Below are 15,739 nucleotides of genomic sequence, written 5' to 3' on the forward strand. Positions count from 1 at the left end.
GTGCGAAGGCCTTCCGAGGCGATGCCGCTAAATTGAGCCAGTAATGACGCCGACGCAATGGCGCCGAGCACATCTGACAGCAAAAAGTGTTCCTTTGAGATCTTGTGCCGGATTAAATCTTAAATTTGGCACATAACCCTGTGGGAGCTGGCTTGCCAGCGATGGCTGCCTGACAGTCAACAAAGATGTTGGATCTGCCGGCCTCATCGCTGGCAAGCCAGCTCCCACAGGGATTGCATTTCACATTCGAAAGAATGGGATCAGGCGTATTGCGCAGCCGCGTAGCCGGAGGCCCAGGCCCACTGGAAGTTGAAGCCGCCCAAGTGGCCAGTAACGTCGAGCACTTCACCGATGAAATACAGGCCAGGGCTTTTCAGCGATTCCATGGTCTTGGATGACACTTCGCGGGTATCAACGCCGCCGAGGGTCACTTCGGCCGTGCGATAACCCTCAGTCCCCGCCGGCACAACCTTCCAGCTGCCCAGCTTCTCGGCAATTTCCGCCAGTTCCGCATGGGTGTACTGCTTCATCGGCTTGGACACAAACCAGTTGTCCGCCAGCAAATTGGCCATCTTCTTGGTGAAGATTTCACCCAGCAAAGTTTTCAGCTCGCTGTTGGGCCGGTCGGCCACTTGCTGTTGCAGCCAGCTCGCGGCGTCGTGGTCCGGCAGCAGGTTGATCTCCACCGTGTCGCCGGATTCCCAGAACGAAGAAATCTGCAAAATCGCCGGGCCACTGAGACCACGGTGAGTGAAGAGAATGTTCTCGCGAAAGCTCTGGTCGTTGCAGCTGACCAGACAATCCACCGACGTCCCGGACAACTCCGTGCACAGTTCCTTGAGCTGATCGGTGATGGTGAACGGCACAAGTCCAGCGCGGGTCGGCAGCAATTCATGACCGAACTGCTTGGCGACCTGATAACCAAAACCGGTGGCGCCCAGTGTCGGGATCGACAAGCCGCCAGTGGCGATCACCAGCGACTGGCACTGAACCTGACCGAGTGTGGTGTCGAGCAGATAGCCGCTTTCGACTTTCTCGATGGTCTGGATCGACGTGTCGAGATGCAACTCGACGCCGGCCTGATCGCACTCGGTCAGGAGCATTTCGAGGATGTCGCTGGATTTGTTATCGCAGAACAACTGGCCGAGTTTTTTCTCGTGGTACGGCACGGCGTGTTTGCCGACCATGCCGATGAAATCCCACTGGGTATAACGCGCCAGTGCGGATTTGCAGAAATGCGGGTTCTGCGAGAGGAAATTGCTCGGCTCGGTGTACATGTTGGTGAAATTGCAGCGGCCACCGCCCGACATCAGGATTTTCTTGCCGGCCTTGTTCGCGTGGTCAAGCAGCAACACCTGACGCCCACGCCCGGCGGCGGTCAGTGCACACATCAACCCAGCGGCGCCAGCGCCAATGATCACGACTTCGGTAGAGCGCAAAACGGTGTCCTCACACAATGATCGTTCCCACGCTCTGCGTGGGAATGCCGCCATGGACGCTCTGCGTCCGTTGTTATGTGACGCGGAGCGTCACGGGATACATTCCCACGCAGAGCGTGGGAACGATCAGGTCAGAGGATGCGTACGCGCAGCGAACGGCCCTTGATCTTGCCGTCGTTCAAACGCTGCAAGGCCTGCATGGCCACGGTACGGTCAACGGCTACATAAGCCTGGAAGTCGAAAATGGCGATCTTGCCCACCTGCGCACCCGGAATACCGGCATCGCCAGTCAGTGCACCCAGAATGTCGCCCGGACGCACTTTGTCTTTACGGCCAGCACCGATGCACAGCGTGGTCATCGGTGGCTGCAGCGGCGCGAGGCCCTGGGACTTGAGGTTATCGACCTGATCCCAGTTCAGCGGCGACTTCTGCAGTTGCTCGATGGCTTGTGCACGGTGCGCTTCACCCGGAGCAACCAGGCTGATCGCGATGCCTTTCTCGCCAGCACGACCGGTACGGCCAACGCGGTGAATATGAATTTCCGAATCGCGCGCCAGTTCGACGTTGATCACCATGTCCAGTGCATCGATGTCCAGACCACGGGCGGCAACGTCGGTGGCAACCAGTACCGAAGTACTGCGGTTGGCAAACATCGCCAGCACCTGATCGCGGTCACGCTGTTCCAGATCGCCATGCAGGCCGACGGCGGAAATGCCTTTGGCGGTCAGGTGATCAACGGTCTCCTGCACTTGCTGCTTGGTGAAGCAGAACGCCACGCAGGACGCTGGACGGAAGTGATGCAGGACTTTGGTCACTGCGCTCATGCGGTCTTCCGGAGAAATCTCGTAGAAACGCTGCTCGATCTGCGTGTCATCGTGGAACGCTTCGGCTTTCACCGTTTGCGGATCACGCATGAATTTAGACGCCAGTTGCTTGATGCCCACCGGATAAGTCGCAGAGAACAGCAGGGTCTGACGGCGCTCCGGGGTCTTGACGATGATGTCTTCGATGGCGTCGTAGAAACCCATGTCGAGCATACGGTCGGCTTCGTCGAGGATCAGCGTGTTCAGGCCATCGAGGACCAGCGAACCTTTGCGCAGGTGCTGTTGAATGCGGCCCGGAGTGCCGACGATGATGTGCGCGCCGTGTTCCAGCGAAGCGATCTGCGGGCCGAAGGACACGCCGCCGCACAGGGTCAGCACCTTGATGTTGTCTTCGGCACGGGCCAGACGACGGATTTCCTTGGCAACCTGGTCGGCCAGCTCACGTGTCGGGCAGATCACCAGTGCCTGGCAACCGAAGTAGCGCGGGTTGATCGGGTTCAGCAGGCCGATACCGAACGCGGCGGTCTTGCCGCTGCCGGTCTTGGCCTGGGCGATCAGGTCCATCCCCTTGAGGATCACCGGCAAGCTCTGCGCCTGGATCGGCGTCATTTGGGCATAACCGAGGGATTCGAGGTTAGCCAGCATGGCGGCGGACAGCGGCAGAGTATTAAAAGCGGTGGCGATGGTGGTCACGGGACTGGCCTGCAAAACAAAATGTCGCGCAGTGTAGCAGCCCCGTGCCACTTTCTTCGAAAGTTCTGGACGAACAGTGGTTAATGTTCGATGTGTTCTTCCGGACGTTTGGCGCGGCGGCCGTCTTCTTTCGACAGTTGCGAGAAGATCGTCGCGGCAAGCATTGCCATGATGCCGACGGTGACGAAGGTCAACTGGAACGCGCCGAGCACGGTCTCGACACCATCATTGCCGATCTCCGCGGTAAACCCGCCGAGCAATGCACCGGCGCACGCCACCCCAAGACTCAGCGACAACTGCGCCACCACCGAGAGCAAGCTGTTGCCGCTGCTGGCGCTGGCGTCATCCAGGTCGATCAACGTCACGGTGTTCATCGCCGTAAATTGCAGCGAGTTGATCGCGCCGAGAATCGCCAGCAGGCACAGCAGCAGCCAGTACGGCGTCTGCTCGCTGACCAGGCCCATGCTCGCCAGCATGATCCCCAGCGCCAGCGTATTGCCGGTCAGCACGATGCGATAACCCAGACGCTCGATCAGCGGCCGCGCGACCCATTTGGCAATCATCGCCGCAGCGGCCAGCGGCAGCATGCTCATCCCCGCTTGCGACGGTGAATAGCCGAGCGCCACTTGCAGCAGCAACGGCACCAGAAACGGCAATGCACCGCTGCCCAATCGCGCAAAGAGGTTGCCGAGAATGCCAACGGCAAAGGTGCGGGTCTTGAACAGCGACGGCGCGAACAGCGGGTTTTCAATATGCCCGGCACGCAACCAGTACGCCGCCAGACAGGCCATGCCGCCGAACAGCAGCAACATCACGCGCAGGTGCGGCAAGTGCAATTCGCCGAGGCCTTCCATGGCGATGGTGATCAGGATCATCGCCGCGCCGAACAACAGGAAACCCAGGCTATCGAAACGCGTGCGCTCGGTGCCGCGCAGGTCGGGGATGAATTTCCACACGGCGTAGCAACCGATGACACCGACCGGCAGATTGATCAGGAAGATCCAGTGCCACGTCAGGTATTCGACCATCCAGCCGCCCATGGTCGGGCCGATCAGCGGGCCGAGCAGGCCGGGGATGGTGATGAAGCCCATGATCCGCACCAGCTCGGATCGTGGGTAAGCGCGCAGCACCACCAGTCGTCCGACCGGCAACATCAGCGCACCGCCCAAGCCTTGAATGACGCGGGCGCCGATCAGCATGCTCAGGCTGCTCGACAAGGCGCAGAGCAGTGAGCCGAAGCTGAACAGCAGGATCGCGCCGAAGAAGATTTTCTTGGTGCCGAAGCGGTCGGCGATCCAGCCCGAGGCCGGTATCAGCAACGCGACGGTGAGCATGTAAGAGATAACCACGCCCTGCATGCGCAGCGGGTCTTCGGCGAGATCGCGGGCCATGGCGGGCAGCGCGGTGTTGAGGATGGTCCCGTCGAGGGACTGCATAAAGAACGCGATAGCGACGACCCACGGCAACCAGCGGGCGGTGATGGCGTCGAGAGGCGGGCGGTTGGGCATGGAACCTCTGAGAGTGTGGGTCAGGCGGAACACTACACTGTGGGAGCTGGCTTGCCAGCGATGAGGGCGGCAGATTCAACATCGTTTTCGTCTGAAACTCCGCCATCGCTGGCAAGCCAGCTCGCACAGGTGATGCAGCGTTGCGGTGTTACAGGGTCAAGGTCAGTCGGCTGACCAGTGCCCCCGGCAGCAGTGCCGACGAGGTATTGCGCTGGCTGTACGTACTCGCCGACAGCAGCAACTCGCGCTCGGCGGTCAACGCTTCCAGCTGCGAACCGAGCAGGCTGTAAGCGCTATCGTCAAAGCGCATGGTGCTGACCGGCGCCTGAATCTCGCCGTTCTCGACCCAGAACGTCGCGAAGCGGGTCATGCCGGTCATGCGCGCCGCCGGCTGATCCGAGTAGTTCAGGTACCACAGGTTGCTGATGTACAGCCCGGTGCCCAACTGCTTGAGGATCTCTGCTTGCGATAGATCACCCGCCGCCATGTTCAACGCACTCGGCATTTCACCGCCGCCGGCGCCGTTGGCGGTCAGGCCGTATTCAGCGGCACTGCGCGAGCCAACCAGTTGATCACCGGCCTTGCCTTCGACGATCAAACGCAAATCACTGCGCGGGTAACCTTCGCCGGAAAACGCCGGGCTCAACGATTCGCTGACTTTCTCATCCAGCGACAGCAGCGGACTGAATGCCTGGTCGCCGACATACAGCTTCTGCAACGGGCTGCTCTTGCTGGCAATCGACTGCGCCGAGAAACCGCCCCAGCTCAGCATGCCCATGATTTCTTCCAGCGCCGCCGGTGCCAGGTACGCGCGGTATTGCCCCGGCGCCAGAGTGCGCAGCGGGCGACCGAGAAACTCCAGTTGCTCGCGCGCCTGAGCAAAGCGCTTGGCAAAACCTTCGCTGCTCCAGTCGTGCCCGGCGTAGCTGGCTTTCACCGCTTCGCCGTTCTCATGGAACAAGCTGAAATCGAAGTTGAAGCTGTTCGCCTGATGCCAGCCAAACGCTCCCGAAGAACTGGCGAAACCACGGCTGATCGGGCCGGCGGCATAGAAGCCCACCAGGTCCAGACCTTCAGCGGCGGCGCAGATTTCATCGACCACCTGTTCAGTGTCAGGCAGCGGATGTTCCTGCACGTTCTGGCTCTGCCAGCCGTTGTGGTTGAGCAGCAGATATGGATCCTGCGGCAGCAACGGCAGGGTTTCGCGCAGTTGTTGCAGACCTTCGGCGAGGCGTTGCAGATCGGCTTCCTGATCACCGGACAGGGTGACTTGCAGGTCGGCGTGACGTCCGTCGTTGATCAACTTCAGAACGATGTTGGCCTGCTGCACTTGCCCGGCCTGACGCACCTTGGCGTGATTGAAACGCACAAACGCCGAGGATTCAGCAGCGTAGCTGAGGGTGAACTGCTCCGGCTCACGGACGCTGTCGCGCAGCCAATTGACCATGACCTTGAAGGCGTCGGACTGACTCTTCGAAATGCTCATCAGGCGTCTCCCCCAAACACATCAACGTTGCTGAATACGCAGGCCGGCGAAGCGTGGCCGACGCGGATCACCTGGTTCGGTTCACCCTTGCCGCAGTTCGGCGTGCCCAGCACCTTGACGGTGTTGGCGTCGCCGACGGCGCGCAGGCTTTTCCAGAAGTGCGCGGAAATTGCCCGGTAGTTCGGGTTTTTTACCACGCCTTTCAGTTCACCGTTTTCAATCAACTGGCCCCATTCGCAACCGAACTGGAATTTGTTGCGCGCATCGTCAATCGACCACGAACGGTTGGTGCTCATCAAAATGCCGTGCTCGATGCCTTTGATCAACTGCTCAAGCGGCTGGTCGCCCGGTTCGATATTGAGGTTGGCCATGCGGTCGATCGGCGCGCGGTTCCAGCCGCAGGCGCGACTGTTGGCGACGCCTTCCATCCCGGCACGATATTGCGACAGCGCACCGCCCAGCGGCCGCAGCAGCAAGCCATCGCGAATCAGGAATTGTTTGCTGGCCTTGCTGCCGTCGTCATCATGACCGTAGCTGGCCAGTTCTTCGGGAATGCCCGGATCGAAGGTCACGTTGAGCAGCTTAGAGCCGTATTGCAGGGTGCCGAAGTCGCTGGCCTTGACGAAACTGGTGCCGGCGTAATTGCGCTCGTCGCCGAGGATGCGGTCGAGTTCCAGCGGGTGACCGATGGATTCGTGGATCTGCAGCATCATCTGATCGGGCATCAACAGCAGGTCGCGCGGGCCTTGCGGGGTATTCGGCGCGAGCAGCAGTTGCAACGCTTGATCGGCGACTTGCGGGCCGGCGCCGATCAAACCGCAGCGGCTGATCACGTCAGCGCCGCCCTGTTGGCCGAAGTTCTCGCGGCCGAGGCTGCGGGTCTGGCTGTCGTTGCCGTCATAAGCGGTGACGTCGAGGCCTGGGTAAACGAAGCGCTGGGCCTGGCGCAATTCAGCCCCGGCGCTGCTCAGGTAGATCTGCTCGACGTGGGTAATGCCAATGCTCACCTGCCAATTCACCAGGCGCTCATCCTTTGGCACCGAGGCGGATTCCGCGCCGAGCAGCTCGAAACATTCGCTCAGGGACGGAAAGGCTTGTTCGAGATTGGGTGAGAAGTAATCAGCGCGGTCGCTGGACACCGGCTGATCACGCAGGTCGAGCAAAGCGTGCGGCTTGAGCCGGCGGGCTTGCAGTTCGGCGCGTTCAAGCGCGGCTTGCAGGCCTTGTTGCGAGAGGTCGTTGGTCGCCGCGTAGGCCTCAACGCCATTGACACGAACGGTGAGCATCGCGCCTTCGTCGCGGCTCAGGCTCGGCGGTTCGGCGACGTTCTTGCGTACCGACAGGTACTGGCCGGACTCGCGTACGTATCGCAGGGAAAAGAACTCAGCGCCCGTGCGCAAGGCAGCGAAGCGCTGCTTGAGCTGGGGGTGGAAATCGAACATTCGGGAACCTCCTTGTCAGGGGGAAGCGGTAGAGCAGCGGCGGGGAGGGGGTGAAACGGTTGCGCGAGGTCTAGAGTAGGCCTGCGTGGGGGTAGGATCAAGTGAAGAGGGGGTGTAGGAGGATTTACTGTGCAGCGGGGGAATTTGTGCTGAATCTGAGGGCCCCATCGCTGGCAAGCCAGGCTCCCACAGGTTTTTTGCTGAACACAATATGTGTGAACGACGCAAAACCCTGTGGGAGCTGGCTTGCCAGCGATTAGCCGTGACGCGGTGTTACGTCTTACTGAGCAGCCGGGGTGATATCACGCATCGGCTTGCCCTTCACCGGCGCATCGCCCGCGACATAGTAAGCAGCGGTGCTACGCGGCAGCGGCTGGCGGCCACGGATCTTGTCGGCGATTTTCTCGGCGATCATGATCGTCGGCGCGTTGAGGTTACCGGTGGTGATGATCGGCATGATCGAGGCATCGACCACACGCAGGCTCTGCATGCCGTGCACGCGACCTTCGCCATCCACTACGGCCATCTCGTCGGTGCCCATCTTGCACGAGCAGGACGGGTGGAACGCGGTTTCGGCGTGCTCGCGGATGAACTTGTCCAGCTGCTCATCGGTTTGCACTTCGATGCCCGGGCTGATTTCGCGACCGCGGAAAGCGTCGAGTGCCGGCTGCTGCATGATTTCACGGGTCAGGCGGATGCCGTCGCGGAATTCCTGCCAGTCCTGCTCGGTGGCCATGTAGTTGAACAGGATGCTCGGGTGCTGGCGCGGGTCTTTCGACTTGGCCTGAATGCGACCACGGCTTGGCGAACGCATGGAACCCATGTGCGCCTGGAAGCCGTGCTCTTTCACACCGTTGCTGCCGTTGTAGTTAATCGCCACCGGCAAGAAGTGGTACTGAATGTTCGGCCATTCGAATTCCGGACGCGAACGGATGAAACCGCCGGCTTCGAACTGGTTGCTGGCGCCGATACCGGTGCCGTTGAACAGCCACTCGGCACCGATGGCCGGCTGGTTGTACCAGAGCAGCGACGGGTACAGCGAAACTGGCTGGGTGCAAGCGTATTGCAGGTACAGCTCGAGGTGATCCTGCAGGTTTTCACCAACGCCCGGCAGATCGTGAACGACCGGGATGTCGAGCGACTTCAGCAGTTCGGCCGGGCCAACACCGGAGCGCTGCAGAATCTGCGGCGAAGCGATGGCGCCGGAGCACAGCAGGACTTCTTTGCGCGCTTTGACTTCAACACGCTCTTCAGCGTCGCCAACCAGGTAACGCACACCGACCGCACGCTTGCCTTCAAACAGAATCTTGTCGGTCAGGGCGTGAGTGACGATGGTCAGGGTCGAGCGCTTTTTCGCGGTGTCGAGGTAGCCACGGGCGGTGGAAGCACGACGGCCGTTTGGCGTCACGGTGCGGTCCATCGGGCCGAAACCTTCCTGCTGGTAACCGTTGAGGTCTTCGGTGCGTGGGTAACCGGCCTGTACGCCAGCTTCAACCATGGCGTGGAACAGCGGGTTGTTGCCCGCCTTCGGCGTGGTCACGCTGACCGGGCCTTCGCCACCGTGGTAGTCGTTCGGGCCGATGTCGCGGGTTTCGGCTTTGCGGAAGTACGGCAGGCAGTCGAGGTACGACCAGTTTTCCAGGCCTGGCAGTTTCGCCCAGCCGTCGTAGTCCATCGCGTTGCCGCGGATGTAGCACATGCCGTTGATCAGCGAGGAACCGCCGAGGCCTTTGCCGCGACCGCATTCCATCCGGCGGCCGTCCATGTGTGGCTCTGCGTCGGTTTCGTATGCCCAGTTGTAGCGACGACCTTGCAGCGGGAACGCCAGTGCAGCCGGCATTTGCGTGCGGAAGTCGAAACGGTAGTCAGGGCCGCCTGCTTCGAGCAGCAGAACGGTGACGCCGGCGTCTTCAGTCAGACGGGTCGCCAGGGTGTTACCGGCCGAGCCGGCACCGATGATGATGTAATCGAATTCTTGGGACATTGAATGCACCCTCTTTGATAGTGGTCAGGTCGGACCTTGACGAGTGCTGCGCACTCGAATCGCTGGCAAGCCAGCTCCCACAAGGATTGGCGGATACCACAGGTTTGGTGCATGACCCCAAACCTGTGGGAGCTGGCTTGCCAGCGAAGGCGGCCTCGCAGGCAATAAAGCGCTCGGGTCTTAGAACACCGAGACGTAATCGCCCAGCTCGACCTGTACCGATTTGATGCGGGTGAAGTTGTTCAGCGAGCTGATGCCGTTCTCACGGCCAACACCCGACTGCTTGTAACCGCCGACCGGCATTTTTGCGTCGGACTCGCCCCAGGCGTTGATCCAGCAGATACCGGCTTCCAGTTGATGAATCACGCGGTGGGCGCGGTTCAGGTCTTTGGTGACGATACCGGCGGCCAGGCCGAAGTCGGTATCGTTGGCGCGGCGGATCACTTCTTCTTCGGTCTCGTAGGAGAGGATCGCCATGACCGGGCCAAAGATTTCTTCACGGACGATGGTCATGTCGTCGGTGCAATCGGTGAACACGGTCGGTGCCACGAATGCGCCTTTGGCGAATTCGCCGTCGGTCAGACGGTCGCCGCCGCACAGCACGCGTGCGCCTTCTTCCTTACCCTTGGCGATGTAGCCGAGCACGCTTTCCATGTGCGCGAAGCTGACCAGCGGGCCGAAGTTGGTGTTTTCGTCTTCCGGGTTGCCAACGCGGATGCGCGCAACGCGTTCAACGATCTTGGCTTCGAAAGCGGCTTTCAGGTGCGCCGGTACGAACACGCGAGTGCCGTTGGTGCAGACCTGACCGGAGCTGTAGAAGTTGGCCATCATGGCGGTGTCGGCAGCGCGATCGAGATCGGCGTCGTCGCAGATGATCAGCGGGGACTTGCCGCCCAGTTCCATGGTCACGTCTTTCAGCGACGAAGCCGAAGCGCTGGCCATTACTTTCTTGCCAGTGTCGGTGCCGCCAGTGAAGGAGATTTTTTCGATGCGCGGGTGCTCGGTCAGCCAGGTGCCGACTTCGCGGCCGCTGCCGGTCAGTACGTTGAACACGCCGTTTGGCAGGCCGGCTTCGGTGAAGATCTCGGCCAGTTTCAGGGTGGTCAGCGAGGTGACTTCGCTCGGTTTGAAGATCATCGCGTTACCGGCAGCCAAGGCTGGCGCGGATTTCCACAGGGCGATCTGGATCGGGTAGTTCCACGCGCCGATGCCGGCAACCACGCCCAACGGCTCGCGACGGGTGTAGACGAAGGAAGTGTCACGCAGCGGGATCTGCTCGCCTTCGATCGCTGGCACCAGGCCTGCGTAGTATTCCAGCACGTCAGCGCCGGTAACGATGTCGACATACTTGGTTTCGGAGAAGGATTTACCGGTGTCCAGGGTTTCCAGCGCAGCCAGTTCATCGTTGCGCTCGCGCAGGATGTCGACGGCGCGACGCAGGATGCGCGAACGCTCCATGGCGGTCATCGCGGCCCAGATTTTCTGGCCCTTTTCAGCGGCGACTACAGCGCGCTCGACGTCTTCCTTGGTCGCACGTTGCACCTGGGCGAGGACTTCACCGTTAGCCGGGTTGATGGCTTCGAAGGTGGCATCGCTGCCAGCGTCAGAGTACGCGCCATCGATGTAAAGTTTTTGCAGTTCGAAACGGGCCATAGTGTCCTCGCAAGTGCATTGGTGGTTGGCGTTGACCACCGCGGTGAGGCTGCGGTGGCAGTGAGGGGCCGAGCGTTTTCTGTGTGCTCTAGCTCACCTTCTTGGCCAATTGGAAATCCATGTATTCGTAAGCGATCTGTTGCGCCTGCGCCGTGTCGAAAGCGTCTCCCGACAAAGCGCCGCGCAACCACAAGCCGTCAATCAACGCTGCCAGTCCCCGCGCTGCGCTGCGCGCATCTTCGAGCGGCAACACACGGCGGAACTCGCAGCACAGGTTGGAATACAGACGGTGATCGTTGATCCGCTGCAACCTGTGCAAAGACGGCTGGTGCATGCTGGTGGCCCAGAAGGCCAGCCAGGTTTTCATTGCCGGGCCATTGACCTGGCTGGCGTCGAAGTTGCCTTCGATGATCACCTGCAGATGCGCCCGTGGGCTGTCATCTGCCAGCGCCTGACGGCGCGCGGTGACGCTCTCGCTGAGGGCGGTCATCAGATACCGCATCGTGGCGGCAATCAGGCCGTTCTTGTCCTGAAAGTAATGACTGATGATGCCATTCGAGACACCGGCCAAACGGGCGATCAGCGCAATGCTGGCGTCCCCCATTCCGACCTGATCGACCGCCTGCAAAGTGGCTTCGATCAGTTGTTGGCGGCGGATGGGTTGCATACCGACCTTGGGCATCTTGCACATCTCCTTAGGCCTTCCGAGCGGCGAATCACGCCTATCGGATTGAGGGCCAGTCTATTTTGTTTTGATTGAACGTTCAATCAACAAAGAATAAGATCTGCGACAAATCGTCGCTGCCTACAGATTTTTCCTACGTGTAAGTGGCGATAAAACCGACATCCGAAAATGCTCGAAACCTGTATGGGGCATGGCGCGGTTCGCGATTCGATGGACGTGTTGAAAGGGCAAGACGCTCAGGGCCAGGTTTCGGATGAACGTCCGTCCACCTTCGGCCACGAAAGCGATTCGCAGCGCCATTTCGGCAGGTTTGGGCTTTTTTCGGGGTGTCTTTATATCACCCGCCGGTCGGCTGCCAACTAACCGATTGGTCGGGTTCCGTGTTGCCTTGTGTTCTTCTCTCGCACTGCCTGGAGCATTTGTGCCATGAGTTCTGCCTCGCTTATAAAGACCCCGCCCGAGAAGGTGACGGTCAACGGTTGGGTGTTTTACACCTCTACCGCGCTGATTCTGTTGTTGACCGCCATTCTGATTATCGCCCCGCAAGAGGCCGGCAGACTGTTGGGTATCGCTCAGGCCTGGTTGTCGCGCAGCTTCGGCTGGTACTACATGGTGGTGATTGCCGCCTACCTGGTATTCGTCGTGGGCCTGGCGTTTTCCTCGTACGGCAAACTCAAACTGGGCAGCAAGGATGACACCCCGGATTTCAGTTACGGCGCCTGGGCCGGGATGCTGTTCTCGTCGGGTATCGGTATTTCGCTGCTGTACTTCGGCGCGTCCGAGCCACTGGATCACTACTTCAATCCGCCGGAAGGCGCCTCGGCCAGCAACATGGCCGCGCGTCAGGCGGTGCAACTGACGTTCCTGCACTGGGGCCTGCACGGCTGGGCGATCTACGCACTGGTCGGCCTGGCCGTGGCGTACTTCGCTTACCGTCATAACCAGCCGCTGGCACTGCGCTCGGCGCTGTATCCGCTGGTGGGCGAGCGTTGGGTCAAGGGCGCGGCCGGTCACGCGGTGGACGGCTTCGGCATGTTCGTGACCCTGCTGGGTCTGGTGACGAACCTGGGGATTGGTTCGCTGCAAGTGTCGTCGGGCCTGGAAAACCTGTTCGGCATGGAGCACAGCAACACTAACCTGCTGATCGTGATCATTGTGATGAGCACCGTGGCGACTATCGCTGCCGTGTCCGGCGTGGAAAACGGCATCCGCCGTCTGTCCAACCTGAACATCGTACTGTTCAGTGGTCTGTTGATTTTCGTGCTGTTGTTTGGCCCGACGTTGCACCTGCTCAACGGCTTCGTGCAGAACATCGGTGATTACCTCAATGGCATCGTGCTGAAAACCTTCGACCTGTATGTGTACGAAGGCGACAACGCCAAGTCCGAGCGCTGGATGGGCCTGTGGACCCTGTTCTACTGGGCGTGGTGGATTTCCTGGGCACCATTCGTTGGCATGTTCATCGCGCGTATTTCCCGTGGTCGTACCGTGCGTGAACTGGTGGCTGGCGTGCTGTTGATTCCGCTGGGCTTCACCTTGGCCTGGCTGTCGATCTTCGGTAACTCGGCACTGGACCTGGTGATGAACCACGGCGCGGTGGAGCTCGGCAAGACGGCGCTGGAACAGCCGTCGATGGCGATCTATCAATTGCTTGAGCACTACCCGGCGTCGAAAGTCGTCATCGGTGTGTCGATCTTTGTCGGTTTCGTGCTGTTCCTGACCCCGGCCGACTCCGGCGCGGTGATGATGGCGAATCTGTCCTGCAAGGGCGGCAACGTCGATGAAGATGCGCCGCACTGGCTGCGGATTTTCTGGTCGGTGGTGATCACCCTGGTGACCATCGGTCTGTTGTTTGCCGGTAACTTCGAAGCCATGCAAACCATGGTGGTGCTGGCCGGTCTGCCGTTCTCGGTGGTGCTGGTGTTCTTCATGTTCGGCCTGCACAAGGCGATGCGCCAGGACGTGCAGATCGAACAGGAGCAAGCGCAACTGGCGGAGCGCGGTCGTCGTGGTTTCAGCGAGCGATTGACGCAACTGGATCTGCAGCCGAGCCAATCGGTGGTGCAGCGTTTCATGGACAAGCAGGTCAGTCCGGCGCTGGAAGATGCCACCGCGCAGATGCGTGCACAAGGTCTGGAAGTGCAGACGCTGCTGGGTAAATCCAAGCGTTGCATGGGCGTGCGCGTCGAGATGGAAGAGGGCAACCCTTTCGTCTACGAAGTCAGCCTGGACGGCTATCTGGCGACCCCGACCGAATCGGCGCAGTCCGATGAAGCGCGCCAGCGTTACTACCGTGCCGAAGTGTATTTGCACAACGGCAGCCAGGATTACGACCTGATGGGCTTCACGCAGGATCAGATCACGCGGGATGTGCTCGATCAGTTTGAAAGCCATCGGCAGCTCCTTGGCCGGGTGTATAGCTAAAGTCAAAAGCTTGCCCTCACCCCAACCCTCTCCCGGAGGGAGAGGGAGCTGACCGAGGTGTCTTGCGCTATACATCGACCTGAAAGATCGAGTCGATTATGGATTCGGTGAAGCAAGATCAGGTCGGTGTAAATCTGCAGCATCCCCCGGTCAGTCCCCTCTCCCTCTGGGAGAGGGCTAGGGTGAGGGGCTTTTTTCCTGACCCAATAAAAAAGGGATCGCTCACCGCGATCCCTTTTTTTATCCCGCCTTAACCGAGGTTCTTGCCCAGCAACGCGTGATACAACTCGCTGTCGCCCAAGATCCCCACCACATGATTGTTATCGTGCAGCACCAGCTTGTTGCCGGTCTGATAACGAATCTGCAACGCATCGCGCATGCCGATGTTCGAATCCACAAGCGTCGGCTTGCGCTCCAGCCCCTCAACCGCTTGCCCCGGCGCCCAGTTCTGCAGGTTCAGCACCGAACCATTTTGCCGTGCGCCTTTGATGGTGTTGCCTTCGGCCAGGTCCAGCCACGAATCGCCGCCCGGGTCGAGACACACCGAACCGTTGATGCGTTTGCACTTGTCCAGTGTGCGCATCAGGCTGCGACCGCAAAGCACGTTGAGCGGATTGGTGTGCGCCACGAACGTACGCACATAGTCGTCCGCCGGGTTCAGCACGATCTCTTCCGGCACGCTGTACTGGATGATCCGGCCGTCCTTCATGATCGCGATGCGGCTGCCCAATTTGAGCGCTTCATCGAGGTCGTGGCTCACAAACACAATGGTCTTGTTCAGCTTGCGTTGCAGTTCCAGCAGTTCATCCTGCAGGCCCTGACGGATCAGCGGGTCGAGGGCCGAGAATGGTTCGTCCATCAATAGAATGTCGGCGTCCATCGCCAGCGCCCGGGCCAGACCGACACGCTGCTGCATGCCGCCGGAGAGTTCGTCAGGCTTCTTGTTGCGCCATTGCGTCAGGCCGACCAGTTCGAGTTTTTCATCGACGAGTTTCTTGCGTTCCTTCTCCGGGCGACCCTGCATTTCCAGACCGAAACTGATGTTCTCGCGCACCGTCAGCCACGGCATCAGGGCGAACTTCTGAAAGACCATGGCGATGCGTTGGGTGCGCATCATTTTCAGCTCGGCCGGGGTGCAGGAGGCGATGTCGATCTGTTTGCCTTCATGCTCGACGAACAGCTTGCCACGGCTCACGGTGTTGAGGCCGTTGATGCAGCGCAGCAGGCTCGACTTGCCCGAACCGGACAGGCCCATCAACACGCAGATTTCGCCTTTGTTGATATCCAGCGTGGCTTTTTCCACGCCGACGATCTGTCCGGTTTTCTTCAGGATCTCGTTGCGGGTCATGCCCTGATCCAGCAGCTTGAGCGCCTCGCGTGGATCCTTGGAGAAGATTACGTCGACGTCTTCGAAGCGAATTATGCTCATGCGTCACCCCCTACTTTAGCGTCGGGTTGTTTGCAGATACGGTCGAGCATGATCGCCAGCAGTACGATCGCCAGGCCCGCTTTATCAGGCCTGGACGGCTGCGAATCAGGCCGTCGTCGCGTTCTTGCGTGGCGACGTGGCTGACGGTCTGGCGGAAATCGAGTCCATGCTG

General features: G+C 60.3%; 10 protein-coding genes. 1 reads left to right on the forward strand and 9 read right to left on the reverse strand.

The window, feature by feature from the left end:
* Window positions 1–260: 260 nt before the first annotated feature.
* The 8 genes from ACIF4X_RS23690 to betI form a co-directional block, all read right to left on the reverse strand.
* The gene (locus ACIF4X_RS23690; RefSeq protein ID WP_397483968.1) at window positions 261–1,439 is read right to left on the reverse strand and encodes an NAD(P)/FAD-dependent oxidoreductase; all 1,179 of its coding nucleotides are present in this window, start codon (window positions 1,437–1,439) and stop codon (window positions 261–263) included.
* Window positions 1,440–1,570: 131 nt separating this feature from the next.
* On the reverse strand, window positions 1,571–2,908 hold the full coding sequence (gene dbpA, locus ACIF4X_RS23695; protein WP_230669476.1) for an ATP-dependent RNA helicase DbpA: 1,338 nt from the start codon (window positions 2,906–2,908) through the stop codon (window positions 1,571–1,573).
* Between the two features lie 128 nt (window positions 2,909–3,036).
* A complete protein-coding gene (mdtD, locus tag ACIF4X_RS23700) occupies window positions 3,037–4,464 on the reverse strand; it encodes a multidrug transporter subunit MdtD (protein WP_397483969.1) in 1,428 nt (475 codons plus the stop codon).
* 148 nt (window positions 4,465–4,612) lie between these two features.
* On the reverse strand, window positions 4,613–5,950 hold the full coding sequence (locus ACIF4X_RS23705) for a TldD/PmbA family protein (RefSeq protein ID WP_397483970.1): 1,338 nt from the start codon (window positions 5,948–5,950) through the stop codon (window positions 4,613–4,615).
* Window positions 5,950–7,392: a TldD/PmbA family protein gene (locus ACIF4X_RS23710; RefSeq protein ID WP_397483971.1), complete on the reverse strand. Its 1,443-nt coding sequence runs from the start codon at window positions 7,390–7,392 to the stop codon at window positions 5,950–5,952. The genes ACIF4X_RS23705 and ACIF4X_RS23710 overlap by 1 nt, the downstream gene beginning before the upstream one ends.
* Window positions 7,393–7,672: 280 nt before the next feature.
* Complete coding sequence (gene betA, locus ACIF4X_RS23715) at window positions 7,673–9,376, reverse strand: choline dehydrogenase (RefSeq protein ID WP_397483972.1); 1,704 nt, start codon at window positions 9,374–9,376, stop codon at window positions 7,673–7,675.
* A gap of 180 nt (window positions 9,377–9,556) precedes the next feature.
* Window positions 9,557–11,029, reverse strand: a complete 1,473-nt coding sequence (betB, locus tag ACIF4X_RS23720) for a betaine-aldehyde dehydrogenase (protein WP_064119192.1) — start codon at window positions 11,027–11,029, stop codon at window positions 9,557–9,559.
* 88 nt (window positions 11,030–11,117) lie between these two features.
* Entirely contained in the window at window positions 11,118–11,711 is a 594-nt protein-coding gene (gene betI, locus ACIF4X_RS23725; RefSeq protein ID WP_038363121.1) for a transcriptional regulator BetI, read from the reverse strand.
* Window positions 11,712–12,140: 429 nt separating this feature from the next.
* Between betI and betT the strand changes: the two genes are divergently transcribed.
* Window positions 12,141–14,138, forward strand: coding sequence for a choline BCCT transporter BetT (gene betT, locus ACIF4X_RS23730; RefSeq protein ID WP_008085768.1), 1,998 nt, complete (start codon window positions 12,141–12,143; stop codon window positions 14,136–14,138).
* 250 nt (window positions 14,139–14,388) lie between these two features.
* Here betT and choV read toward each other — a convergent pair whose 3' ends face one another.
* The gene (gene choV / locus ACIF4X_RS23735; RefSeq protein ID WP_397483973.1) at window positions 14,389–15,567 is read right to left on the reverse strand and encodes a choline ABC transporter ATP-binding protein; all 1,179 of its coding nucleotides are present in this window, start codon (window positions 15,565–15,567) and stop codon (window positions 14,389–14,391) included.
* Window positions 15,568–15,739 lie beyond the last annotated feature (172 nt).

Source organism: Pseudomonas sp. NPDC085632 (genome assembly GCF_044541255.1).
Classification (GTDB): domain Bacteria; phylum Pseudomonadota; class Gammaproteobacteria; order Pseudomonadales; family Pseudomonadaceae; genus Aquipseudomonas.